This window comes from Mycobacterium sp. HM-7 (genome assembly GCF_053852335.1).
In genome coordinates, this window is the sequence record NZ_CM132657.1 from 3,058,416 (window position 1) to 3,080,942 (window position 22,527).

Annotated in this window: 25 protein-coding genes; 17 read left to right on the forward strand and 8 right to left on the reverse strand. The window is 68.3% G+C overall.

The window, feature by feature from the left end; translation table 11 throughout:
- Window positions 1-469: 469 nt before the first annotated feature.
- The 5 genes from ACWW1C_RS14795 to ACWW1C_RS14815 all read left to right on the forward strand — a co-directional run bounded on the left by ACWW1C_RS14795 (window position 470) and on the right by ACWW1C_RS14815 (window position 5,302).
- Entirely contained in the window at window positions 470-1,111 is a 642-nt protein-coding gene (locus ACWW1C_RS14795) for a LuxR C-terminal-related transcriptional regulator (protein ID WP_455979085.1), read from the forward strand.
- An 18-nt stretch (window positions 1,112-1,129) separates the two neighbouring features.
- Window positions 1,130-1,609, forward strand: a complete 480-nt coding sequence (locus ACWW1C_RS14800) for a nucleoside deaminase (RefSeq protein WP_455979086.1) — start codon at window positions 1,130-1,132, stop codon at window positions 1,607-1,609.
- 174 nt (window positions 1,610-1,783) lie between these two features.
- Window positions 1,784-2,440 (forward strand): VC0807 family protein, encoded by a 657-nt coding sequence (locus ACWW1C_RS14805; RefSeq protein WP_455979087.1) that lies wholly within the window; start codon window positions 1,784-1,786, stop codon window positions 2,438-2,440.
- Window positions 2,441-2,469: 29 nt separating this feature from the next.
- The gene (gene lon, locus ACWW1C_RS14810) at window positions 2,470-4,827 is read left to right on the forward strand and encodes an endopeptidase La (RefSeq protein ID WP_455979088.1); all 2,358 of its coding nucleotides are present in this window, start codon (window positions 2,470-2,472) and stop codon (window positions 4,825-4,827) included.
- A gap of 85 nt (window positions 4,828-4,912) precedes the next feature.
- Entirely contained in the window at window positions 4,913-5,302 is a 390-nt protein-coding gene (locus tag ACWW1C_RS14815) for a nitroreductase family deazaflavin-dependent oxidoreductase (RefSeq protein ID WP_455979089.1), read from the forward strand.
- Window positions 5,303-5,305: 3 nt separating this feature from the next.
- Here ACWW1C_RS14815 and ACWW1C_RS14820 read toward each other — a convergent pair whose 3' ends face one another.
- Window positions 5,306-6,322, reverse strand: a complete 1,017-nt coding sequence (locus ACWW1C_RS14820) for an ABC transporter ATP-binding protein (RefSeq protein ID WP_455979090.1) — start codon at window positions 6,320-6,322, stop codon at window positions 5,306-5,308.
- Window positions 6,323-6,325: 3 nt separating this feature from the next.
- Complete coding sequence (locus ACWW1C_RS14825; protein WP_455979091.1) at window positions 6,326-7,375, reverse strand: ABC transporter permease; 1,050 nt, start codon at window positions 7,373-7,375, stop codon at window positions 6,326-6,328.
- A gap of 86 nt (window positions 7,376-7,461) precedes the next feature.
- Here ACWW1C_RS14825 and ACWW1C_RS14830 point away from each other — a divergent pair, with 86 nt between their 5' ends.
- From ACWW1C_RS14830 to ACWW1C_RS14860, 7 genes are all read left to right on the forward strand, one after another.
- Entirely contained in the window at window positions 7,462-7,794 is a 333-nt protein-coding gene (locus ACWW1C_RS14830; protein WP_455979092.1) for a TfoX/Sxy family protein, read from the forward strand.
- Between the two features lie 37 nt (window positions 7,795-7,831).
- The gene (locus ACWW1C_RS14835; protein ID WP_455979093.1) at window positions 7,832-8,467 is read left to right on the forward strand and encodes an endonuclease; all 636 of its coding nucleotides are present in this window, start codon (window positions 7,832-7,834) and stop codon (window positions 8,465-8,467) included.
- Between the two features lie 41 nt (window positions 8,468-8,508).
- Window positions 8,509-9,741, forward strand: coding sequence for an NAD(P)/FAD-dependent oxidoreductase (locus ACWW1C_RS14840; protein WP_455979094.1), 1,233 nt, complete (start codon window positions 8,509-8,511; stop codon window positions 9,739-9,741).
- Window positions 9,742-9,810: 69 nt separating this feature from the next.
- A complete protein-coding gene (locus ACWW1C_RS14845; protein ID WP_455979095.1) occupies window positions 9,811-10,356 on the forward strand; it encodes an RNA polymerase sigma factor in 546 nt (181 codons plus the stop codon).
- A gap of 59 nt (window positions 10,357-10,415) precedes the next feature.
- Window positions 10,416-10,967, forward strand: a complete 552-nt coding sequence (locus tag ACWW1C_RS14850; protein WP_455984289.1) for a methylated-DNA--[protein]-cysteine S-methyltransferase — start codon at window positions 10,416-10,418, stop codon at window positions 10,965-10,967.
- Window positions 10,964-11,674, forward strand: a complete 711-nt coding sequence (locus tag ACWW1C_RS14855) for a 2OG-Fe(II) oxygenase (protein WP_455979096.1) — start codon at window positions 10,964-10,966, stop codon at window positions 11,672-11,674. Before ACWW1C_RS14850 ends, ACWW1C_RS14855 begins: the two co-directional genes overlap by 4 nt.
- Window positions 11,671-11,925: an Ada metal-binding domain-containing protein gene (locus ACWW1C_RS14860; protein ID WP_455979097.1), complete on the forward strand. Its 255-nt coding sequence runs from the start codon at window positions 11,671-11,673 to the stop codon at window positions 11,923-11,925. The genes ACWW1C_RS14855 and ACWW1C_RS14860 overlap by 4 nt, the downstream gene beginning before the upstream one ends.
- A gap of 15 nt (window positions 11,926-11,940) precedes the next feature.
- On the opposite strand, the gene ACWW1C_RS14865 is transcribed toward ACWW1C_RS14860, so the two are convergent.
- A complete protein-coding gene (locus ACWW1C_RS14865) occupies window positions 11,941-13,413 on the reverse strand; it encodes an acetyl-CoA acetyltransferase (protein WP_455979098.1) in 1,473 nt (490 codons plus the stop codon).
- A 114-nt stretch (window positions 13,414-13,527) separates the two neighbouring features.
- Between ACWW1C_RS14865 and ACWW1C_RS14870 the strand changes: the two genes are divergently transcribed.
- A complete protein-coding gene (locus tag ACWW1C_RS14870) occupies window positions 13,528-14,286 on the forward strand; it encodes a CPBP family intramembrane glutamic endopeptidase (protein ID WP_455979099.1) in 759 nt (252 codons plus the stop codon).
- Window positions 14,287-14,400: 114 nt separating this feature from the next.
- The gene (locus ACWW1C_RS14875) at window positions 14,401-14,673 is read left to right on the forward strand and encodes a GlsB/YeaQ/YmgE family stress response membrane protein (protein WP_455979100.1); all 273 of its coding nucleotides are present in this window, start codon (window positions 14,401-14,403) and stop codon (window positions 14,671-14,673) included.
- A 62-nt stretch (window positions 14,674-14,735) separates the two neighbouring features.
- Here the strand turns inward: ACWW1C_RS14875 and ACWW1C_RS14880 are convergent, their stop codons facing one another.
- From ACWW1C_RS14880 to modA, 4 genes are all read right to left on the reverse strand, one after another.
- Window positions 14,736-15,728, reverse strand: coding sequence for an APA family fibronectin-binding glycoprotein (locus tag ACWW1C_RS14880; RefSeq protein ID WP_455979101.1), 993 nt, complete (start codon window positions 15,726-15,728; stop codon window positions 14,736-14,738).
- Between the two features lie 167 nt (window positions 15,729-15,895).
- A complete protein-coding gene (locus ACWW1C_RS14885) occupies window positions 15,896-16,984 on the reverse strand; it encodes a sulfate/molybdate ABC transporter ATP-binding protein (protein ID WP_455979102.1) in 1,089 nt (362 codons plus the stop codon).
- Window positions 16,981-17,784: an ABC transporter permease gene (locus tag ACWW1C_RS14890; protein WP_455979103.1), complete on the reverse strand. Its 804-nt coding sequence runs from the start codon at window positions 17,782-17,784 to the stop codon at window positions 16,981-16,983. The genes ACWW1C_RS14885 and ACWW1C_RS14890 overlap by 4 nt, the downstream gene beginning before the upstream one ends.
- Window positions 17,781-18,554, reverse strand: a complete 774-nt coding sequence (modA, locus tag ACWW1C_RS14895; RefSeq protein WP_455979104.1) for a molybdate ABC transporter substrate-binding protein — start codon at window positions 18,552-18,554, stop codon at window positions 17,781-17,783. Before modA ends, ACWW1C_RS14890 begins: the two co-directional genes overlap by 4 nt.
- A gap of 110 nt (window positions 18,555-18,664) precedes the next feature.
- On the opposite strand from modA, the gene ACWW1C_RS14900 reads away from it, so the two are divergent.
- From ACWW1C_RS14900 to ACWW1C_RS14910, 3 genes are all read left to right on the forward strand, one after another.
- Window positions 18,665-19,336, forward strand: coding sequence for an SDR family oxidoreductase (locus ACWW1C_RS14900; RefSeq protein ID WP_455984290.1), 672 nt, complete (start codon window positions 18,665-18,667; stop codon window positions 19,334-19,336).
- Between the two features lie 97 nt (window positions 19,337-19,433).
- Window positions 19,434-20,363, forward strand: a complete 930-nt coding sequence (locus ACWW1C_RS14905) for an LLM class F420-dependent oxidoreductase (protein ID WP_455979105.1) — start codon at window positions 19,434-19,436, stop codon at window positions 20,361-20,363.
- A gap of 97 nt (window positions 20,364-20,460) precedes the next feature.
- Complete coding sequence (locus ACWW1C_RS14910; RefSeq protein ID WP_455979106.1) at window positions 20,461-21,864, forward strand: NAD(P)/FAD-dependent oxidoreductase; 1,404 nt, start codon at window positions 20,461-20,463, stop codon at window positions 21,862-21,864.
- Here ACWW1C_RS14910 and ACWW1C_RS14915 read toward each other — a convergent pair whose 3' ends face one another.
- Window positions 21,865-22,524, reverse strand: a complete 660-nt coding sequence (locus ACWW1C_RS14915; RefSeq protein WP_455979107.1) for an urease accessory protein UreD — start codon at window positions 22,522-22,524, stop codon at window positions 21,865-21,867.
- Between the last annotated feature and the right edge of the window lie 3 nt (window positions 22,525-22,527).

Consider the following 22,527-nt stretch of genomic DNA (forward strand, 5'->3'; position numbering starts at 1 on the left):
GTTCTCGGAGAGGAAATCGACGCCCTGGATCGCGACGCTGTCAGCAACCAAGGAATACGAGCTCAGCAAATATCACTTGAAAGGCCCGAAACCCGACTTACCGAGACCAACGGTCCGCCACGCCACACCCGCGGAGCGACGACGCGCACCGCCGTGCGAGCACTCGCGGAACCGCCTCGACAACCGCGCCCAAACGCCATCTACCAGCTGCCTAGACTGACGCTCTACCACATTGCCAAATCGCCCCGCCCCACATTTGCCAAACATTCGCACCTTCTGCCGGAATGCTGTACATCACCGCGCCCGCGGATTAAAGTCTCGACACAGGTGCCGTCGGTGAATACGCAGCAAACATCGATGAAAACAAGGGCAATGCGATCCGGAACACTGCGGGCACGCCGGTGGGTCCGGTGTTAAGGAGTTCAGACCGATGCGGCTCGATCCGTTCGCTGGATGCCAGGTCTCACGCGTGACTGTCGTCGACTCGTACGAAGTCGTCCACGCGGGCATCGCGGCCTGGCTCCGCGACGACCGCGCGCTCTGCGCCACCACCGCGTCGTACTACGTCGACACCGAAGAATTTCTGCGAAGCCACCCCGTTCCCGACGACGACGCCCAAGTGGTCGTACTGGGCCTCACCGCGGACGACGCGAACAGCCTTGCCGCCGTGCGCCACCTCACCAATCGCGGATACCACGTCGTGGTGTACTCGCATCTCACCGACCGCGACGTGATTCGCACCGCCATCGACTCGGGCGCCCGGACCTACCTGTTCCAAACCGAGGGCCGGGAGCACCTGCTCAAGGCCATCCGGGCCGCCGTCACCCCGTTCCCGTACGTGGGCCCGAACGTGGCGGCCGCTTTCGACGACCGCAACTTCTGCCTGCGCCCGGTCCTGGCGCCGCGAGAGCAGGAGGTGCTGCTGGCGTGGTTCCGAACGGACAGCAAGGAACTCGTCGCCCAGCAGCTGTTCCTCGCACCCAGCACCGTCCGCACCCATCTGCAGCGCATCCGGGCCAAGTACATCGCCGCCGGCCGCCCGGCCGGCACCAAAGCCGCGCTGGTCGCGCGGGCCATTCAAGATCGGATCATCAGCATCGACGATCTGTGACTCCGTAAACTTCGCGCCATGACCGTCACCGCCGATGATCTGCGCCACCTGAATCGCTGCGTCGAACTGGCCCGCGAGGCGTTGGAGGACGGCGACCAGCCGTTCGGCTCGCTACTGGTGGACGCCGACGGTGTCGTGGTCTTCGAGGACCGCAACCGGGTTTCGGGCGGCGACCAGACGCAGCATCCCGAATTCGCCATCGCCCGTTGGGCGGCAACCAATCTCGATCCCGTGCAGCGGGCCGCCGCGGTGACATACACCTCCGGCGAACATTGCCCGATGTGCTCTGCCGCGCATGCCTGGGTGGGTCTGGGCCGCATCGTCTACGCGACGTCGTCGGCGCAACTGGGCGCCTGGCTCGCCGAATGGGGCGTCGCACCCTCCCCCGTTGCGGCGCTGCCGATTTCAGCAGTTGCACCCGGAGTGCCCATCGACGGCCCGGTCGACGAACTCGCCGCCACCATGAAGGACCTGTACGAAGCGTGCTTCCGGCCCTGAGCCCTGTTCCGAGTCGTAATCGTTAACCAATTGCGATGTCTCTCTTCGGCATCGGTCCATGGAACCGTGGCGTCGCGGTGCTTCACTGGTAACCACGGGAGCCTGCCGTTACCCCCGAGACGGCAGGCTCCCGCTCTCGTGCGCAGGGCGGGACCGCCGCATAATGTCGTCGCCGTGAGCGAGGCACAGTCCATGAGACCCATCATCCGCGGCATCCTCCTGGACATCGCTCCGCCGCTGATCGCCTACTACGGACTGCGCGCCGCGGGCATCTCGGAATATGTCGCCCTGCTCACCGCCACCGTGCTGGCCGGCACCAAGGTCGCCTATGACGCGATCCGGACCCGGCGCCTCGATCCGTTCGCCGGCTATCTGATGCTGAACTTCGGCCTCAGCCTGGCCGTCGGGCTCAGCACGTCGGACGCCCGGCTGCTGCTCGCCGGCACCACACTGGTCGGCGGAATCGGCGGGTTGGTCTTCCTCGGCAGTTGCGTGATCGGCACGCCGCTCACGCAGGTCGTGGGAGAACGGCTTCAGGGCGGACCGCAGGACACCAGTGCGACTGCCGTCACATATCGCCGCCGGGTGCACATTCTGCTCTCAGCGATGTGGGGCGTCGGCCTGATCCTCGGGACCGGGGTGCAGCTGGTGGTCATCTTCGCCACGTCGGTGGACGTCGCCAACGCCCTGGCCTCGGCGTTGTCACTCGCAACCACCGGCGTGCTGATGACCGCGACGTTCCTCGTCGGCAAGCGGGCCCGCACCAGGTGGGACGAGCGGGACGAAGCTGTCCTGGAGACCGCGGAACAAATCACCGACCCCAAAGGTTGAGCGCAGGAGATTCAACTTTGGAGGTACGGATGTCTGACGCCACAGCAGCGCCCATCGCTGTTCCCGTCCTGTTTGTCACCGAGCCGATCGTCCTGCCGGGCATGGTCGTGCCCATCGAGCTCGATGAGGCGGCGCGTGCCGCGGTGGATGCGGCCCAGGCCGCTGCCGCCACCGGCGAGGCAGGCAAGCTGCTCATCGCACCCCGCCTCGACGACCGCTACCCCACGCACGGCGTCCTGGCGTCGATCGTCCAGGTCGGCCGGGTGCCCGGCGGCGGTGCGGCGGCCGTCGTCCGCGGCGAACGTCGCGCGCACATCGGCTCCGGCACCACCGGACCGGGTAGCGCGCTGTGGGTGGAGGTCGACGAGGTCGAAGAGCCCGCGGCCACCGACGAGACCCGTGCGCTGGGCGCCGAATACAAGAAGCTGCTGCTGGCGGTGCTGCAACGCCGGGAAGCCTGGCAGATCATCGATGCGGTCAACCAGATCAGTGAGCCATCGGCGCTGGCCGACACCGCCGGCTACGCGTCGTACCTGACCGATGTGCAGAAGCGCGAGCTGCTGGAGACCGCGGACACAGCGGTCCGGCTGCGCAACCTCATCGAATGGACCGGCACGCACCTGGCCGAAGTCGAGGTCAACGACAAGATCGCCGAGGATGTCCGGTCCGGAATGGACAAGCGGCAGAAGGAATTCCTGCTGCGCCAGCAGCTGGATGCCATCCGCAAGGAGCTGGGCGAGCTGGACGGTAGCGCCGGGGCCGAGGAGCCCGCCGACTACCGGACCCGCATCGAGGCGGCCGAGCTGCCCGAGCAGGTGCGGGACGCGGCGCTGCGTGAAGTCGGCAAGCTGGAGCGGTCCAGCGAGCAGACACCCGAGGCGGGCTGGATCCGCACCTGGCTGGACACCGTGCTGGACCTGCCGTGGAACGAGCGCACCGAGGATTCGACGGATCTGACTGCCGCCCGGGCGATCCTGGATGCCGACCACCACGGACTGGACGACGTGAAGGACCGCATCGTCGAGTACCTGGCGGTGCGGGCCCGCCGTGCCCAGCGCGGCATGGCCGTCGTCGGCGGCCGGGGTTCGGGCGCCGTCATGGTGCTGGCCGGTCCGCCCGGCGTCGGCAAGACGTCGTTGGGCGAGTCGGTGGCACGTGCGCTGGGCCGCAAGTTCGTCCGCGTCGCCCTGGGCGGTGTGCGCGACGAGGCCGAGATCCGCGGGCACCGGCGCACCTACGTCGGCGCACTGCCGGGCCGCGTCGTGCGGGCCATCGGCGAGGCCGGTTCCATGAATCCCGTTGTGCTGCTCGACGAGATCGACAAGGTGGGCTCGGACTACCGCGGCGATCCGGCGGCGGCGCTGCTGGAGGTGCTGGACCCGGCGCAGAACCACACGTTCCGGGATCACTACCTGGACCTGGATCTGGACCTGTCGGATGTGGTGTTCCTGGCGACGGCCAACGTCATCGAGAACATCCCCAGCGCGCTGCTGGACCGTATGGAATTGATCACGCTCGACGGCTACACCGAGGACGACAAGGTCGCCATCGCCCGGGATTACCTGCTGCCCCGGCAGGCCGAGCGGGCGGCGTTGACCACGGACGAGGTGACGGTGACGGACGCGGCGCTGCGCAAGATCGCCGCCGACTACACCCGCGAGCCGGGCGTGCGACAGTTCGAGCGACTGCTGGCCAAGGCACTGCGGAAGGTGACGACGCGGCTGGCGTCCGGGGTCGACGCGGTCACTGTCGATGAACCGGAGCTGGTCGAGTACCTGGGCCGTCCGCGGTTCATGCCGGAGTCGGCCGAGCGCACCGCGGTGCCGGGCGTGGCGACCGGCCTGGCCGTCACGGGCATGGGCGGCGACGTCCTCTACATCGAGGCCGGCTCGAACGACGGCGAACCGGGTCTGCAGCTGACCGGTCAGCTGGGCGACGTGATGAAGGAGTCGGCGCAGATCGCGCTGTCCTACGTGCGGTCGCACGCGGCGGAGCTGGGTGTCGATCCGAAAGCGCTGGATCGCCGCATCCACGTCCACGTGCCCGCGGGCGCGGTGCCCAAGGACGGTCCGTCCGCGGGCGTCACGATGGTGACCGCGCTGGTCTCCATGGCGACCGGACGCCAGGTTCGCTCCGACGTCGGGATGACGGGCGAGGTCACGCTGAACGGGCGGGTGCTGCCCATCGGTGGGGTCAAGCAGAAGCTGATGGCAGCCCAACGTGCCGGGCTGACAACGGTTTTCATCCCGTCGCGCAACGAGCCGGATCTGGACGACGTGCCGGCCGAGGTCCTGGACGCACTCGATGTGCGGCCCATGACCGACGTGGCCGACATCATCGCCCTGGCGCTGGAGCCGGCCGCGGAGACAGCCACGGTGGCGGCCTGACAATCGAATGACGCGGGCGGGCTCAAATGCTCCTGTTCACCTCACGGTGGTAGGACATTTGGGCCTGTTCGCGTTAGATGAGCACATGCCCAACCTCAACGAAGTGAAACGCCGCGTGGTCCACACTGTCCAGCGTCGCCTCGTCAACCCCGTGGGCCGGCAGTTGCCGGTGACCATGCTGGAGACCATCGGGCGCAAGTCCGGCGAACCACGGCACACCGCGATCGGCGGCCGGGTGATCGACGGTGCGTTCTGGCTGGTGTCCGAGCACGGCGACCACGCCGACTTCGTCCGCAACATCAAGGCGAATCCCGCTGTGCGCGTACGCATCAACGGTGACTGGCGCAGCGGCACCGCCCACCTGGTACCCGGCGACGATCCGGTTGCCCGGCTGCGGCAACTCCCCCAGCTGAACAGCGCCGTGGTCCGGGTGATGGGCACCGACCTGCTGTCGGTGCGCGTCGACCTGGACTGATTCTCAGGCGATGTCGGCCGACGGCGGGACGTCGGCCAGGTGGATCGCGCGGTGCTCGATGAGTTCGTGGATGCGGTCGGGACCGAGCCGGGCGCGGAAGTCCTTGACGGTGTAACCGACGACGACCCCGTCCGTGACGGCACGCACCGTCGCCGTGCGCGGAATGCCGAACAGCGGCCCGATCTCGCCGAAGTACTCGCCCGGTCCGGCGGTGAACAGCAGCATCGTCTCGCCATCGGGCATCTCACGGGTGATCTCGAACCGGCCCTCCTTGACGACGTAGATCAGATCGCCGATGGTGGTCTGCTCGAACACCAGATCACCCGCGTCGAGCTCGAAGACCTCGGGCTCACGTTCCGTGCTCGAGACGGTCGGGACGAGTTCGACCACGCGGTCCGCCAACGGCAGCATGCGGCTGTCATGGGTGGCGACCACCACGACGCGGTCGTCGGCCAGTTCCCGGATGAGCCGCAACACCTCTTCGACCTGGATGAAGTCCAGATGCGCCGTCGGCTCGTCGGCGAGGATCAGCGGCGGATCCAGCGCGATGGCCCGGGCCACCGCAACCCGCTGTTGCTGCCCGCCGGACAAGTCGCCCGGCCGGTGCGTCATCCGATGTGACAGCCCGACGCGGTCCAGCAGTTCCGCGGCGCGCTGCCGGGCCGCGCCGCGGCTCATCCCCGCCGCGCGCATCGGCACCATCACGTTCTCCGCGGCCGTCAAGCTGGGCACCAGATTGAAGGCCTGGAACACGATGCCGACGGTGTTGCGGCGGTAGTCGGTGAGGGCCTTGGGTCCGAGTGCGGTGACGTCGATGCCGTCGAACAGGATCTGGCCCGACGTGGGCTTGAGGATCCCGCCCATGCACGAGAGCAGTGTCGTCTTGCCACAACCGCTGGGCCCCAACAGGATCGCCAGTGATCCGGCCGACAGCTCGAGTTCGAAATCATCGATGGGCCTGACCTTGTCCGCGGACTTGCCGTACTCCACCACCAGGTCGCGAATCTGTAAGCCGCTCATGGTCTATGGCCCCCCGAATGCCATCGCCGGATCGATTGTCACTGCTCTACGCATGCCCGCCAGGCTGGCGACGAGCCCGATGGTGATGGCCACGACGGGCAACAACAGGTAGGCCCCGGCCGGCACGTCCACCCGCATCGGGAACATCGGGCCGAGCACCATCGCCAGCAGCACCCCGATTGCCGCGGAGAAAACGGCAACTAAAACGGCCTGCATCGCCAGCCCAGCCATCATCGAATTCGTCTTCACCCCAACGGCTTTGAACACCGCAAAGTCCCGCGTGCGTTCCATGGCCGACATGTAGATGAACATGCCGATGATCGTCGCGGCCACCACCCAGAGCAGGACGGCCATGATGCTGATGGCATCGACTGCGACCTTCAGCGGCCGCATCATGTCGTCGATCGCACCGCGGCGGTCCACCAACCGGTAACCGTCGAGCGCCTTGGTCGGGTGGCCCCGGATGCCGACCGACGCGATGACAGGCTGCCCGCCGTACACCAGGCGCTGCGCGCCCACGGTCGTCAGGAACAGGTTGGGCTGTTGCGCCAGCACGGTGGAGTTGTTGACGATTCCCACCACCTGCAGCGTGTGCGACGCGATGTGCATCTGGTCGCCGATCCGGCGACCAAGCGTCGACGACACCGCGATCTCGTCGGGTGTGGCGGGCGGGCGGCCCTGCGACATCGCCGGCATGCCGGGCCCGGTGGTCGGGGCGCCGAACAGGTTCATGGTCCGCGGGGTGCCGTTGTCGAGCGCCGTCGTGCCCGCATAGACGACCGCGGCCGCCGCCTGGACGCCCGGAAGCTTCTGTGCGCGTTCGACTTCGGTCTGAGCGAATGGCGACGAGCCCAGGAACGGTCCGGCCGCCCCGTTCTGGATCATGAAGTAGTCGATGCCGAGGGCGTTGACCGTGTTACTGGCCTCCACCCGGAACCCGTTGGCCAGGCCGGTGAGCACCAGGGTCATCGCGAACACGAAGGAAGTTCCGACGACCGCGATGAGAAATCGGCGGCGCCGCCACTGCAGGTCCCGCACCGCCGCGATCAGCACCTGTGGAATCTAACGTGTTCGCTGACCGTGCTGCGGCAAGATAGCCAAAGCCGACGGTGCCGCCTGATCGGTGCCAGACTGACCACATGCCCTACGACGAGGATCTGGCCAACCGGATCCGTGAGCTGCTCGGTCCGGTTGGCGGCATCGAAGAAAAACGGATGTTCGGCGGGCTGGCTTTTCTTCTCAACGGCCACATGTCAGTGGCGGCGAGTCGTGACAGTGGCCTGTTGGTCCGGGTTGCGCCCGACGACACGGACAAGTTGCTGGGACGCGACCACGTCGAGCTGATGGTGATGGGTGGCCGCGAGCTGCGCGGTTGGTTGCGCGTGGCGCCGGACGGCCTGAAAACCAAACGGCAGCTTCAGGGCTGGGTCGACCGGGGCATCGGTTACGCGGGGACGCTGCCGCCCAAGTAGGCGTTTGCGCACCGCGCGGCCGGGTATGCCATGGGATATGGCACGGGATCGACAGATCGTCGCGCGGTTGCTCGACGCAGCCGGTACGACGTATGCCGAAGACGCCGGGATCACGCTCCGCGACAAGCCGATGCCGCTGTTCAAGCTGCTGTCGTTGTGCATGCTCGCCAGCAAGCCCATCGCCGCGGACGTCGCGGTCGCCGCGGCGCGCGAATTGTTCCGCGCCGGGCTGCGTACCCCTGCCGCCGTTCTCGATGCCGACCGAAAGCAGATGATCCGCGCCTTCGGACGCGCGGGATATGCCAGGTACGACGAGAGTTCGGCCACCCGCATGACGCGCATCGCGACCCGGGTCACCGACGAGTATGGCGGCGACCTGCGCAACCTGCGGGTCAGGGCCCACCACGACGTGAAGGCGGCCGGCAAGGCCCTGCAAGAGTTCGACGGGATCGGGCGGACGGGCGCCGACATCTTTCTGCGCGAAATCCAGGACGTCTGGACCTGGGCGCAACCGTATTTCGATGATCGAGCGCTCTCGACCGCGAAGTCGCTGGGCCTGCCGACCGACGCGCAGACGCTTGGTGGTCTGGCCCCGAACCGGAATGCCCGGCTGGCCGCCGCACTCGTCCGCGCGTCACTCGACGACGACCTGCGCCGGCGTATCGAAACCTAGCTCCGCAAGCACACATTCACATCGACGAAGGGAATCTCGACATGGCCGGCTCACCCACATTTGTGATCATCGGCGGCGGGCTGGCGGGCGCAAAGGCCGCGGAATCGCTGCGCAGCAAGGATTTTGGCGGACAGGTGGTGTTGTTCGGCGCCGAAGACCGACTGCCCTACGAACGCCCGCCGCTGTCCAAAGAATTCATGGCAGGCAAGAAGACCGTCGAAGAGTTCACCGTGCAGCCGAAGAGCTGGTACGCCGAACACGACGTCGACCTCCGTCTGGGCACCGAGATCACCACGATCGACCGCACCGCGCACATGGTTGCCTTCGATTCCGGCGATCACGAGCACTACGACAAGTTGTTGCTGGCCACCGGATCCCGCGCCCGCAAGCCACCGATCCCCGGCTCCGACGCCGACGGCGTGTACTACCTGCGGACCATCGACGACGCCACCGAACTGTTGGCTCAACTCTCCGAAGGCCGGCGGCTGGCGATCGTCGGGGCCGGCTGGATCGGGCTCGAGGTCGCGGCCAGTGCCCGCGGGCTGGGCGCCGACGTCACGGTAGTCGAATCCGCTGCGCTGCCGCTGCAGGCCTCCCTGGGCCGGGAAGCCGGTGAGGTGTTCGTCGGCCTGCACCGGGACCACGGTGTCGATCTGCGGTTGGACACGACGGTCGATGAGATCACCACCGCCGATCACCGGGCCACGGGGCTGCGACTCGGCGATGGGTCCACCGTCGAAGCGGACGCGGTCCTCGTCGCGGTCGGCGCCCAGCCGAACGTCGACTTCGCCGAACGCTCCGGGCTGGTGATCGCCGACGGCGGCCTCGCCGTGGACGAATCACTCAAGACCAGCGACGACGACGTCTTCGCCGTCGGCGACATCGCCGCCGCCGAGCATCCGTTGTTCGGCGTCCCGATCCGCACCGAGCACTGGGCCAATGCCCTCAAGCAGCCGGCGGTCGCCGTGGCCGGAATGCTGGGCACGCCAGGCACTTACGATGAGTTGCCGTACTTCTTCACCGACCAGTTCGATCTCGGGATGGAGTACGTCGGCTACGCACCGCAGTACCAGATGGTCGTCACCCGCGGCGATCTCGGCACCCGCGAATTCACGATGTTCTGGCTGGACGGCGGACACCGCGTGCTGGCCGGCATGAACGTCAACGTGTGGGAAGGCCTCGACGACATCAAGAAGATCATCCGGTCGCAGCGACCGGTCGACGTCGGGGTGCTCGCCGATCAGTCTGTTTCGTTGTCCACGTTGAGTGGGTAGGACCACCTCCGCCGCATAGCTTCCCGCGCACCTAGCATCGGTACAGCTGTGAGGATCGCCACCTCACAAATGCCGACGAGGGAGCGTCTACTGGGTGTGAAAGCCAAACCGCCCTTCGAGACCGTGGTGCGCGACCATGGCCCCACGGTCTTTCGGGTCTGTTGCGCCGTTGTCGGTGCGCACGACGCCGACGACGCCTGGTCAGAGACGTTCTTGGCAGCCCTGAAGGCCTATCCCGATCTACCGGTGGCGGCGAATCTCGAGGCCTGGCTGGTGACCATCGCACACCACAAGGCCATCGACATCACCAGAGCCCGGACCCGCCGGCCGATTCCCACTGACGTCGTACCCGAGCCATCGCGGCCCGGCGAGACCCGCGACTTCGATGACCTGGCCGCCGCGGTCGACGGGCTGCCGTCCAAACAGAAGCACGCCGTGGCGTACCACTACCTCGCGGGACTGCCCTACAACGAGATCGCCGAGATTCTCGGCGGCACCACCGCGGCCGCACGCCGCGCCGCCAGCGACGGCATCGCCACGCTCCGACGCACCTACCTCGCCGAACTCGTCGAAGTTGCCGCGCCGCCGCGGAACACCGGAAGGAGCCCGCAATGATCAACGGCGAAATCATCACCAGCGACCTGGAGCGCAGCACCGGCATCGACCCGGACCGGATGGCCGAACTGCACACCCAGCTGACCGCGGCCGCCCAGCGCGACGGGGTCCTCGACCTCGCCTACCGCACCGTGGACAGCCCCGTCGGACCGCTGCTCCTGGCAGCCACCGACCAGGGCCTGGTCCGTGTCGCCTACGCCGCCGAAGACCATGACGCCGTGCTGCAGCAGCTTGCCGACAAGGTGAGCCCGCGCATCCTGCGGGCGCCGGCCCGACTCGACGCGGTGGCCCGTGAACTCGACGAGTACTTCGCCCGGGCCCGCCGAGTCTTCGACGTCCCGCTGGATTGGCGGCTCGCCGCCGGATTCCGCGCCGCCGTGCTGCACCATCTGCCGGAGATCGGTTACGGGCAGACGGCCAGCTACGCGGCCGTCGCCGCGCTGGCCGGCAGCCCCAAGGCCGTCCGCGCCGTCGGCACGGCATGTGCGAAAAACCCACTGCCCGTAGTGGTTCCGTGCCATCGGGTGGTCCGCAGCGACGGTGCGATGGGCGGTTACCTCGGCGGCCCGGCGGCCAAGCGTCTCCTGCTGGATCTGGAGGCCGCGGCGTGAGCGTCTGGCAGCAGCGCGTCGCCGGCACCGACTGGGGCGCCGTCCGCACCGAACTCGAGACCGTCGGCGGCGCACTCACCGGACCTCTCGTCACCCCGGCCGAGGCCGCCGGGCTGGCGGCGATCTACCCCGATGCGGCCCGATTCCGGTCGACCATCGACATGGCCCGTTACCGGTTCGGCGAAGGCCAGTACCGCTACTTCCACCGGCCCTACCCCGAGCTCGTTACCGAGCTCAAGTACGCGCTCTACCCTCGGCTGCTGCCGATTGCCCGCGACTGGTGGACAAGGCTGCGCCGCGATCCACCATGGCCCGACAGTTTCGACGACTGGCTCCAGACCTGCCACCGAGCGGGCCAAACGAGAACCACCGCGTTGCTGCTGAAGTACGGTGCCGGCGGCTGGTGCGCACTGCACCAGGACCTGTACGGGGACTTGGTCTTTCCGCTTCAGGTCGTCATCAACCTGACCCGCCCGGAGGTCGACTACACCGGGGGCGAATTCCTGTTGTACGAGCAGCGGCCCCGCGCTCAGTCGCGCGGCTCCGCCATCTCCATCCCGTTCGGGCACGGGCTCGTCATCACCACGCGCGAACGTCCGGTGGCATCGAAAAGAGGGTGGGCCGTCGGCCCTGTACGCCACGGTGTTTCGACCCTGCGCTCGGGATCCCGCATGACCCTCGGCCTGATCTTCCACGACGCCGCGTGAGCCGGTACACGCTCATGGACGCCCACGGCCGGCCCTACGCCAGTGCGACACCGGGGCGCCTGGGCGGCCACCGGCGCAACAAGCTCTACGGGCGACTCGATTGCCCGTCGGCACTGCGGGCCATCGCCGCCGGCGGCTACCGCGCCAACCGGGTGTTCTTCGCCGACGAAACCGATGCCGTCGCTGCGGGATACCGCCCGTGCGCGGTGTGCCTACCCGAGGAGTATCGGCGGTGGAAGCGCCGTCACTGATTCCGCGCGAGCACGTCAATCCAGCCCAGCGGTGCCGTCCGGTTTGACGGTCACGGTCGCGCCGGCGAGATCCTCGCGGGTGCTGGCCGCGGCCTGCGATGCATCGGTGATCACCGCCAACGCCCGGCTGCCGCTGGGCGTGCGGACGGCGACGAACACCTTCTCGGGAGCACCCTCTCGGGTCACCGGCGTCGTCCACGTCTCGACGGTCCCGGTGCCCGACCAATCGGCCTCTGCCACCACCGTCGGTTCGGCGTCGACCTCCGATTGCACGTCTTCCCAACGGAATTCGTGTGCGGGCGGCTGCGTGCTGTAGACGCCGAAGCTGTGTTTGGTCAGGTACCCGCCGTTGGCGGTGATGAGGCCGACCTGGCCGGGTTGGGCCGTCAGCCGCTCGGCCATGGTGGCGATCGAATGCGAGACGTAGTTGTTCCACGGCCCGCCCGCGAACGTCAGACCACCGGTCACCGTCAGCGGCCGCGCCGGATCATCGAGACCCAGACCGAGCTCTCGCGCGGCCACCTGCACCGCCGACGGGAAGCACGAGTACACGTCGACCGCGTCGATGTCGTCGATGCCGAGGCCGGCGAGTTGCAGCGCCCGACGGCCGGCGATCCGGATGGCCGGCGACCCGGAGAAACTGCCGCGTTCACCCAGCACGTACGGATCATGCGCATCGGTACCCGCGTGCGGGAAAACCCAACGGTCCTTGGGAATCTGCAGCGCTTCGGCCTTGGCTACCGAGGTCAGGATCAGGGCGGCCCCCTGGTCGACCATGTTGTTGGAGTTCATCAGCTTGGTGTACGGCCAGCTGATCATCCGGTTGTCCGGTCCGGGTTGCCAGATCTGTTCGGCGGGCACTGCCTCGTGGCTCCAGGCGTGCGGATTGCTTGCGGCCACTTGACTGAATCGCGCCCACAGCTCGCCGATCCGGCGGCGGTGCTCATCGGGGGCCTCCCCTGCAGCGATCCGCAGCGCCTGCTCGAACATCGGATACACGTGCGACGGCGCCACCAGACCGATCCGAAGTTCGGCCGGGCCCACCATGTCCACGTCGGGGTCGCTCGGCGCCATCGGCACCGACTGGTCCTGCTCGGTTCCCGCCAGCCGCTCACCACGGGCCTTCAACCGCGTCCGGGTCCGCCAGGTCTCCCCGCCCGCGATCAGCACCACGCCGCTGTGGCCCTGCTGAATGTCCAGGCACGCCTGGTTCACCAGCGACTGCGGCACATTGCCGCCGACCGGGCTGTACCGCGTGACGGCATCGGGCGCCCCGATGCGCTGGGCCAGCAGCAGGCCGGGGTCGCGGTAGCGCAGCGAGAACACGTTGACGATCCGCACCGCATCGACCGCCTCGAGAACGCGGGCGTCCGCAGCGGCGCGGGCCGCGGCCACCATCAGGTCGACCGGCTCGCCGCCCGGATTCTCGTCGTACTGGTTGACCTGGCCGTAGCCGACGAGCACCGGCGTTCTGGGATCAAGGGGCACTGAGGGATTCCTCTCCGGCTGCGGGCCCTGTGAGTGGCCCCACACCCCACGTTAGTGGGTCGTCGCCAACGGTTGTGACCTGGCCTTTGTCGAGGATCGGTACACTCGCCACAGATGATCGACGCCGCGGCAGCCGCCGCCACACCATGCCTACCGACCGGCTCCCCAGCCGTGCGGCATCCGCGCGTGTACATCGACGTGGCCGTAGTCGTGGCCGTCCTGGTCGCGACCAACCTGCTCGCCCACTTCACCACCCCCTGGGCGAACATCGTCGTGGTGCCGCTGGCGGCGCTCGCGCTGGTGGCCCTGGTGCGCAAACGAGGCCTCGGCTGGACCGAGCTCGGCCTCGGCCGCGCGCACTGGCGGACCGGCATGCGCTACGCGCTCGGCGCGATTCTGCTCGTCGGATCGATCGTCGCGGTGGGCGTCCTGTTGCCCTGGACCCGGCCCATGTTCCTCAACAACCATTACGCGACCGTCTCCGGCGCCCTACTGGCCTCGATGATCGTCATCCCGCTGCAGACCGTCATCCCGGAGGAACTGGCGTTCCGCGGCGTCCTGCACGGCACACTCGACCGCGCCTGGGGCTTCCGTGGTGTCGCCGCCGCCGGCTCGCTGCTGTTCGGGCTCTGGCACATCGCCACCTCGCTGGGGCTGACCAGCAGTAACGTCGGATTCACCCGCGTGCTCGGCGGCGGGGTGGCCGGCATGGTCGCCGGAGTCGCCATGGCGGTCGTCGCCACGGCCGCCGCGGGATTCGTCTTCACCTGGCTGCGGCGCCGCTCGGGCAGCCTGCTCGCCCCGATCGCTCTGCACTGGTCACTGAACGGCATGGGCGCACTCGCTGCGGCCGCGGTCTGGCACTTCAGCTAGGCAGCCGGGGATTGGCCCCCTAACCGTCACCAGATCGCTGCGTTTCAGACGTCGTTGCGGCTCGCCGAACGGGGCTAGCCTCGAGTTGTATCAGTCAATCGAAAGGTCATGGCAATGATGCATATCGTTTGGTTGCTTCTACTCGGCCTCATCGTCGGGGCCATCGCCCGGTTCGTCGTTCCTGGTAAGGACGAGATGGGGTGGATTCTCACGTGCGTGCTGGGCGTCGCCGGGGGTTACGTCGGCGGCACGTTGAGCAGCGTCGTCTACGCGCCGCACAAGCTCGACTTCCGCCCGCCGATCGAGCACTCCTTCTGGGGTGCACTCCTCGGCGCGATCATCCTGGTGCTGATCTACCGCTTTGTGAAGTCAAAGAGTTCGGCCTAGAACCCGCACCGAAAAGAATGAGGACCGTGCCCGATCGGGCACGGTCCTCATTCTTTGGGCGACTATCCGGCCGGGGCCATCTCCGGCGGCGCGTTCGTCACCGGCACCGGCACGCCGACCATCGGGTGGGCCGGATCGGCGGGCTTGGGCGGGGCGTTCGGGTCGACCGGCGGCGGAGGCGGCGGGTTCCACGGACGGATCGACTGCGCCAGCGTCACCGCGGCGGCCTTGTCGACCGGGTGGTTGCCCGACCCCAGCCACACCACGAACCACCGCTGCGGGTTGCGCTGGCTGCGGATGGTGGCGTCCGGCGGCGGGTTGCCGACGACCCCGGCCCAGATCTGGCCGTTCGGCTTACCGGTGTCGGTGAACTTCACCTCGTAGAACGAAGCCGCACCCGGCAGGGAGCCGGCGGTCAGTGCGGTGGTCTCCTGGCCGACACGCGTGCCCGGGAAAGGCATGAAGAATTCACCCATGTCCGAGGCCAAGCGGTTGGCGGCCTTGCCGTTGTCGGATTCGGCACCGGCGAACAGCTTCAGGTCCAGCCGGCCCAGCAGCACGCTGGTGTCACTCGGGGCCTGCTCCGAACCCGCGGCCGGGACCTTGGTCAGCAGCGCCTGACCGTACGACAGCTGCGTCGCGTCGGCGATCTTCCAGCCTTGCGGCACAACGTAACTGAAGCCGCCGGCGTCGTTGTTGACGCGGCCGGGCTCAGCCGGCGGCGCGGGGGCGGCACCTGGCGCCGCGGGCGCCGCCGGTGCGCCGGGAGCGGCCGGTGGTGGCGGTGCGTTGGGGTCGGCCGGCGGCGCGGCCGGGTCCGCTGCGGGCGGCGGCGGCGGAGCGTCGACCGCCGGCGCCGGGGCAGGCGCCGGTTCACCGGCCGGGACGGGTGCCGGAGCAGGAGCCGGGGCGGGCGCGGGAGGCGGTGGCACAGGATCGGCGTAGGAGATCGCACTCGGCAGCGCGATGGCCGCGGCCGCCGCACCGGCCACAGCAGCAGTCAGTGATTTCGGAAGACGTTTGCGGGCACTTGTCCGCGCATCCGGGTGTCGCATGGGGACGAAAATACAGTGTTACCGGCGTGACGCAAGTGCGAGTTGCGGCTAATTCCCTCCAGTGTCGGTTAGCTCGGTTCCGGCATCCCGACAGACCACAGCGATATTGCGCGGTTGCTGAGGCGCCGCAGCGCCGCGCCCAGGCCCCGGACGGGCCGGGCGTGCCGTCACGCGGGCCGAATCGCCACGTCCCGCGGGTCCACGCGGAAGTACACCTGCTCCCCCGGAATAAGCCGCAGACCGGCCGCGATTTCCGCGCTGATGTCGGCCGCCAGGCCCCCGCTGCCGTCGTCGGGCGCCTCGGCGCGCACGCGGATGACCGGGCCGCGGTGATCAAGTTCCGCCACACCCACCGCGGCCACGTTCACGTCGTCCGCGGGCAGTTCCCGGGACACCGAGACCGCCGCCGGAGCGAACACCGCGATCGCGGCACCACCAGGAGTCAGGTCCGGCCCGGAGATGCCGCGCCACCTCTGCCCCGCGGCCAGCACCGAACCCCCGTCGTCCCCGGCACGCCCGCTCACCAGATTCACGCCCGCGAACCGCGCACCGAATGCCGTCCGCGGCGCCGTCAGGACATCGGCGACGGCGCCCGATTCGACGATGCGTCCGCCCTCGATGACAACAACCCGATCCGCGAGCGTCACGACGTCGAGCAGATCGTGGCTGACCAGGACCGAACTGCGTCCACCCATCGCCAGCACGCCACGCAGCAGGCGGCGCATCGCCGAGGCGGCCGCGACGTCGAGGCCGGACAGCGGTTCGTCCAGCAGCAGCACGTCGGGTTCGGCCGCCAGCGCCCGGGCCAATGCGACCCGCTGGGCCTGGCCACCCGACAGCTGTCCCGGTCGACGACCAGCCAGGTCAGCGGCGCCGACCTCGTTGAGCCAGCGCTCGGCCATCTGCCGCGCCTCGGTGTGCGTGCCCCGGCGACGGTGCTGCCGCGCACGTGGCCCGAAAGCGACGTTGGCAGCGACCGTCAGGTGCGGAAACAGCGCCGGGTCCTGCAGCAGCAGGCCGACCCGCCGGTTGTGCACCGCGACGTGCAGTCCGGACGCGCTGTCGGTGAGACGGTGTTGTCCCACGGTCACCGTGCCCACGTCAGGCCGCAACAGGCCCGCGATCAGGTGCAGCACGCTGGATTTTCCGGCGCCGTTGGGTCCGATGACGGCCACCACCTCACCGGCGGCGACCTCGAAATCCACGTCGATGCCACGGGCATCGATGACCGCACGAACCGAGAGGCCGCCCGTCACTGCCGGCTCTCCGCCTCGAACGGCCCGCGCCCGAACCGGGCGCCGCCCATGGCGAGAACCACCACGGCGGCGACCACGACCAGCACCAGCGACAATGCCACCGCCGCGTCGGCATCGGCCTCACGCTGCAGATAGATCTCCAGCGGCAGGGTCCTCGTCACCCCTTGCCGAGAACCCGCGAACGTCAGCGTCGCGCCGAACTCACCCAGCGACCGCGCGAAGGCCAGCACCGAACCCGATGCCAGTCCCGGCGCCAGCATCGGCAGCGTGACCCGCCGCCACACCGTGGTCGGCCGGGCGCCCAGCGTGGCGGCGACCGCTTCGTACTGCGTCCCAGCCGTGCGGGCCGCGCCCTCGAGCGCGATCACGAGAAATGGCAGCGAGACGAACGTCTGCGCCAGCACGACCGCCGTCGTCGAGAACGCGATGTGCACCCCCGCCGCGTCCAGGTACTTGCCGATCAGTCCCAACCGGCCGAAGGCGTACAGCAGCGCGATACCGCCGACGACGGGCGGCAACACCAGCGGCAGCAGGATCAGCGGGCGGGTCCAGCGCACCACCTGAGAGCCACTGCGCGCCAAGACCAGCGCCATAGGTACACCCAGCGCCACGCAGAGCAGGGTGCTGGCGGCGGCGGTCTTGAGGCTCAGGACCAGCGCGGTCACCGACGACTCGCTGCTGATCAGGTCCAGGAACCGCGACCAGTCGACCTTCGCCGCGACCGCGATCAGCGGCAGGACGACGAAGAGCGCACCCAGCGCCGCGGGGACATAGATCCAGCGCGGCAGTCCGGGGTTCAAGGCTTTGCGAACCCGAATTGGGCCAGGGTCTGACGGCCCGCGTCGCTCGTCACCAGGTCGACGAACCGCTGTGCGGCCGCCGCGTCCGCCGACGACTTCAGCACCCCGATCGGGTAGATGTTCACCGCTGACGCCGCCTGCGGGAAGTCGACCTTGGTCACCTTGTCGCCGGCCGACTTGGCGTCGGTCTGATAGACCACGCCGGCGTCGGCCTGGCCGCTGGTGACCTTGTTCAAGACGTCGGTCACCGAGGTCTCCTCGCTGACCGGCTCCAATTCGACGCCGACGATCTTCTCCACCTTCCGCGTCGCCGTACCGCACGGCACCTGACGCGCACACACCACGACGTTCAGTCCCGCTTGGGCCAGGTCACCGAAGTTGTTGAGGTGCTTCGGATTGCCCGGCCGGGTCACGATGACGAGCGTGTTGGAGGCGAAGTTCACCGGGGTGCCGGCGAGCAAGCCGGACTTCGCCGCCTTGGTCATGTTGTTGGCGTCGGCCGAGGCGAATACGTCGGCCTTCGCACCTTGCGTCAACTGTTCGACCAAGGCCGACGAGCCCGCGAAGTTGAATTGCACGTCCGCGCCGGGGTTGTCCTTCCGGTAGCGGTCGGCGAGTTCGGTGAACGCCTGCTTGAGAGACGCCGCGGCGTACACGTTGACCACGGGGCCCGACTTCTCGTGGGCCGAACCACAGCCGGACAACACCCCGACTCCGCCGAGCAGGGCCAACACCGCCACCGCACGCATCACCTTGCGCATGAGCCACATTCGCAAAACCCTATGGCCGTTTCCTCCGCGTGGCGAGTTTCGTCAGCTAGCTACTGTCCAGTAACATGGCCGCAACCGCGTTCAGCGTTGCACACGAGGAGGCCCTGCTCATGGACGTTCTGGTCACCGGAGGCGATACCGATCTCGGCCGCGTCATCGCCGAGGGATTCCGCGACGCCGGACACAACGTCGTCATCGCCGGTGCCCGCCGCGATGAGCTCGACGTCGCCGCCAAGGAGCTCGAACTCGAGTCGGTCGTCCTGGACAACACCGACGGCGCCGCGCTGGAGCAGATGCGCGACAAGCTGCCGCAGCACCTCGACACGATCGTGAACGTCCCGGCGCCGATCTGGTCCGCGGGCGACCCGCGCACCTACACGCTGGCCGAGCGCGCCACCGTGTGGCGCAACACCCTCGACTCGTCGCTGCTGTCGGCCGTGCTGACGGTCCAGATCCTCGGCGACCAGATGCGTTCGGGTGGCGCCATCGTCACCGTCGTACCGGAGTGCCCCAAGGACGGCACCCCGGACGCCGCCATCAAGGCCGCCGTGTCCAACTGGACCGCCGGACAGGCCGAGCACTTCGGGATCCGCGGCATCACGATCAACGTCGTCGCCGCCGGCCGTGGGTCCGAAGCGGGCTACGACGGCATCGACGCGAGCGGCGCGACCGTCGGCTCGGAGCTGACCAAGCTCGCGCTCTTCCTCACCACGCCGGCCGCCCGCCACATCACCGGCGAGACGCTGCACGTGAGCGCCGGGGCGCTCGCGACCTTCGCCTGACCTTTCACTTCTGGGCAGTTTTATTCCCAATTCGTGCTGGCTTCGCGCCCGGCGAAATGCGCGACACGCCAACGTGGTTGGTGACTAGTGTCGAATCGTGACGATTCGATTCGCTTTGCAGATCCCCAACTTCTCCTACGGCACCGGCGTCGGCGAGCTGTACCCGACCGTCATCGCCCAGGCACGTGAGGCCGAGGCCGCGGGCTTCGACTCCGTCTTCGTGATGGACCACTTCTATCAACTGCCGATGCTCGGCACCCCCGACCAGCCGATGCTCGAGGCCTATACGGCCCTCGGCGGTCTGGCGGCCGCGACCCAGAAGGTGCAACTCGGCACCATGGTCACCGGGAACACCTACCGCAACCCGACGCTGCTGGCCAAGGCCATCACCACGCTCGACGTCATGAGCCAGGGCCGGGCGATCCTCGGTATCGGCACCGGGTGGTTCGAGCTCGAGCACGATCAACTCGGCTACGACTTCGGCACCTTCACCGACCGGTTCAACCGGCTCAATGAGTCGCTGCAGATCGTGCTGCCGATGCTCAAGGGCGAGCGCCCGACCTTCACCGGCGAGTACTACCGCACCGTCGAGGCCATGGCCAACCCCCGCTTCCGCGACCATATCCCGCTCCTGATCGGCGGCCGCGGCGAGAAGAAGACCATTCCGCTGGCGGCGCGGCACTTCGACCACCTGAACATCATCGGCGGCTTCGACGAGCTGCCGCACAAACTGGGCGTCGTCCGCGATGCCTGCGAGAAGATCGACCGCGACCCGGCCACTCTCGAGACCAGCATGCTGCTCACCGCGTTCGTCGACCAGAAGGCGACGCCCGACGTGGTCCCTGCCGAAATGGCCCAGCGGATGCTGGCCGGCAGCGCCGAGAGCATCGCCGAACAGTTGAAGGCCAAGGCGTTCGACGTCGGCCTCGACGGCGTCATCGTCAACATCCCGACGCAGGTCACGGGCTACGTACCGGGCGTCATCTCGGCCCTCGGAGCCGCCCTGCACTCGGTGATCGGCGCCTGACCCGGTTCGGTGGGGCATCTCACTGCATTGATCGATTCAGCTACGACTAACCTGGTGGGGGTAAACAGTCTTGTAGTAGGTCGAGGAGCCCCTCAACATGGTCCACCCCGGAGCTACGGCATCGGATCGCCACAAGGTCGTCATCATCGGTTCGGGCTTCGGTGGCCTGACCAGTGCCAAAGCCCTCAAGCACGCTGATGTCGACATAAAACTGATCGCCCGCACCACCCACCACCTGTTCCAGCCGCTGCTGTACCAGGTGGCCACGGGCATCATCTCCGAAGGTGAGATCGCCCCACCGACCCGGCTGATCCTGCGTAAGCAGCAGAACGCCCAGGTGTTGCTGGGCGACGTGACGCACATCGACCTGGTGAACCAGACGGTCGACTCGGTCTTGCTGGGGCACACCTACAGCACGCCGTACGACAGCCTGATCATCGCCGCCGGGGCCGGTCAGTCCTACTTCGGCAACGACCACTTCGCCGAGTGGGCGCCGGGCATGAAGACCATCGACGACGCGCTCGAGCTACGCGGCCGCATCCTGGGTGCGTTCGAACAGGCCGAGCGCTCAAGCGACCCGGAGCGCCGCAAGAAGCTGCTGACCTTCGTGGTCGTCGGCGCCGGTCCGACCGGCGTCGAGATGGCCGGCCAGATCCAGGAACTGTCGGACCAGACGCTCAAGGGCAGTTTCCGGCACATCGACCCGACCGAGGCCAAGGTCATCCTGCTGGACGCCGCGCCCGCGGTACTGCCCCCGATGGGCGAGAAGCTGGGTCTGAAGGCCAAGAACCGGCTCGAGAAGATGGGCGTGGAGATCCAGCTCAACGCCATGGTCACCGACGTCGACCGCAACGGCATCACCGTCAAGGACAAAGACGGCACGATCCGGCGCATCGAGTCGGCCTGCAAGGTGTGGTCCGCCGGTGTGCAGGCCAGCCCGCTCGGCCGCGACCTGGCAAACCAGTCGGAGACCGAGATCGACCGGGCCGGCCGCGTCAAGGTGAACCCTGATCTGTCGATCCCGGGCCACCCCAACGTGTTCGTCGTCGGCGACATGGCCTTCGTCGACGGCGTGCCGGGTATGGCGCAGGGTGCCATCCAGGGCGGCAAGCATGTCGCCGCCATCCTGAAGAACGAGGCCAAGGCCCGCGCGCACGGCACCAAACCCAAGCCGCGCGAACCGTTCTCGTACTTCGACAAGGGCTCGATGGCCACGGTCTCCAAGTGGAACGCCGTCGCCCAGATCCCGCTCGGGGGGAAGTCCAAGCTCGAATTCGGCGGCTTCTTCGCGTGGCTGGCCTGGCTGGGGCTGCACCTGATCTACCTGGTCGGCTTCAAGACCAAGATCGCCACCCTCCTGTCCTGGACGGTGACGTTCATGAGCCGTCAGCGCGGTCAGCTGACCATCACCGAGCAGCAGGCCTATGCCCGCACCCGGATCGGTGAACTCGAGGAGATCGCATCCTCTGTTCAAGCCACGCCAAGCCCGGTGGCATCCTGACTAGAGCCGCGGTCCCTGCCAGGCCGACAGGCAACCCCCGTCGGCCAGCGCCATGACCACCTGATCTCGGCGTGATTCGGATCGCTCAGCGGTCCGAATCACGCCGAAATCGCTTTCTGGGTAACAGAACTCGCTGACATACGCGCGCGGCGCGGCGATCTCGTCGTCGCTGACCGCACCAGCGCCGAGCTCGACACGGTGCCGCACCACCGGAAGTGCGTCGCGGTCGACGTGCAGTGTGCCCTCCCAGAAGCCGTGCTGCTCGCCGGCACGCCCGACCTGCACCCGCTCGCGCAGCCGCACCCGGCCCGCGTCCGCGATCTGCAGCCGCGTCGTCGCCTGATGGCTGCTACCACCCGCGATGACCGTCGGCTCCGGATCCAGATCGAGTTGCCCGGCGACCTCGAGGTCCCAGGCCGAACGGGACTGCGTCGTCGTCGCGCCGGGCAGTACCACCATGGCCGCGACGCTGCGGACGAGCAGCCGCGCACCGGCCTCCACGATCACGCGGACATCGATGCTGTCACCGCCCAGCGGCGTTGCGGCCGTGGACACCAGGTGGACGGCGTCGGGCGCGGTGCGGCGCGCGGCCACACCGCCGACGCACTCGATGCGCGGGCCGCGGCCGGGCGCCGCGACGATCAGAACCTGGGTGTGCATGGC

Coding starts and splice junctions, on each gene's coding strand:
- ACWW1C_RS14800 (WP_455979086.1), top strand. CDS start 1,130: ATGACCGTCACCGCCGATGATCTGCGCCACCTGAATCGCTGCGTCGAA.
- lon (WP_455979088.1), top strand. CDS start 2,470: ATGTCTGACGCCACAGCAGCGCCCATCGCTGTTCCCGTCCTGTTTGTC.
- ACWW1C_RS14815 (WP_455979089.1), top strand. CDS start 4,913: ATGCCCAACCTCAACGAAGTGAAACGCCGCGTGGTCCACACTGTCCAG.
- ACWW1C_RS14820 (WP_455979090.1), bottom strand. CDS start 6,322: ATGAGCGGCTTACAGATTCGCGACCTGGTGGTGGAGTACGGCAAGTCC.
- ACWW1C_RS14830 (WP_455979092.1), top strand. CDS start 7,462: ATGCCCTACGACGAGGATCTGGCCAACCGGATCCGTGAGCTGCTCGGT.
- ACWW1C_RS14835 (WP_455979093.1), top strand. CDS start 7,832: ATGGCACGGGATCGACAGATCGTCGCGCGGTTGCTCGACGCAGCCGGT.
- ACWW1C_RS14840 (WP_455979094.1), top strand. CDS start 8,509: ATGGCCGGCTCACCCACATTTGTGATCATCGGCGGCGGGCTGGCGGGC.
- ACWW1C_RS14845 (WP_455979095.1), top strand. CDS start 9,811: ATGCCGACGAGGGAGCGTCTACTGGGTGTGAAAGCCAAACCGCCCTTC.
- ACWW1C_RS14850 (WP_455984289.1), top strand. CDS start 10,416: ATGGCCGAACTGCACACCCAGCTGACCGCGGCCGCCCAGCGCGACGGG.
- ACWW1C_RS14870 (WP_455979099.1), top strand. CDS start 13,528: ATGATCGACGCCGCGGCAGCCGCCGCCACACCATGCCTACCGACCGGC.
- ACWW1C_RS14875 (WP_455979100.1), top strand. CDS start 14,401: ATGATGCATATCGTTTGGTTGCTTCTACTCGGCCTCATCGTCGGGGCC.
- ACWW1C_RS14880 (WP_455979101.1), bottom strand. CDS start 15,728: ATGCGACACCCGGATGCGCGGACAAGTGCCCGCAAACGTCTTCCGAAA.
- modA (WP_455979104.1), bottom strand. CDS start 18,554: ATGTGGCTCATGCGCAAGGTGATGCGTGCGGTGGCGGTGTTGGCCCTG.
- ACWW1C_RS14900 (WP_455984290.1), top strand. CDS start 18,665: ATGGACGTTCTGGTCACCGGAGGCGATACCGATCTCGGCCGCGTCATC.
- ACWW1C_RS14910 (WP_455979106.1), top strand. CDS start 20,461: ATGGTCCACCCCGGAGCTACGGCATCGGATCGCCACAAGGTCGTCATC.
- ACWW1C_RS14915 (WP_455979107.1), bottom strand. CDS start 22,524: ATGCACACCCAGGTTCTGATCGTCGCGGCGCCCGGCCGCGGCCCGCGC.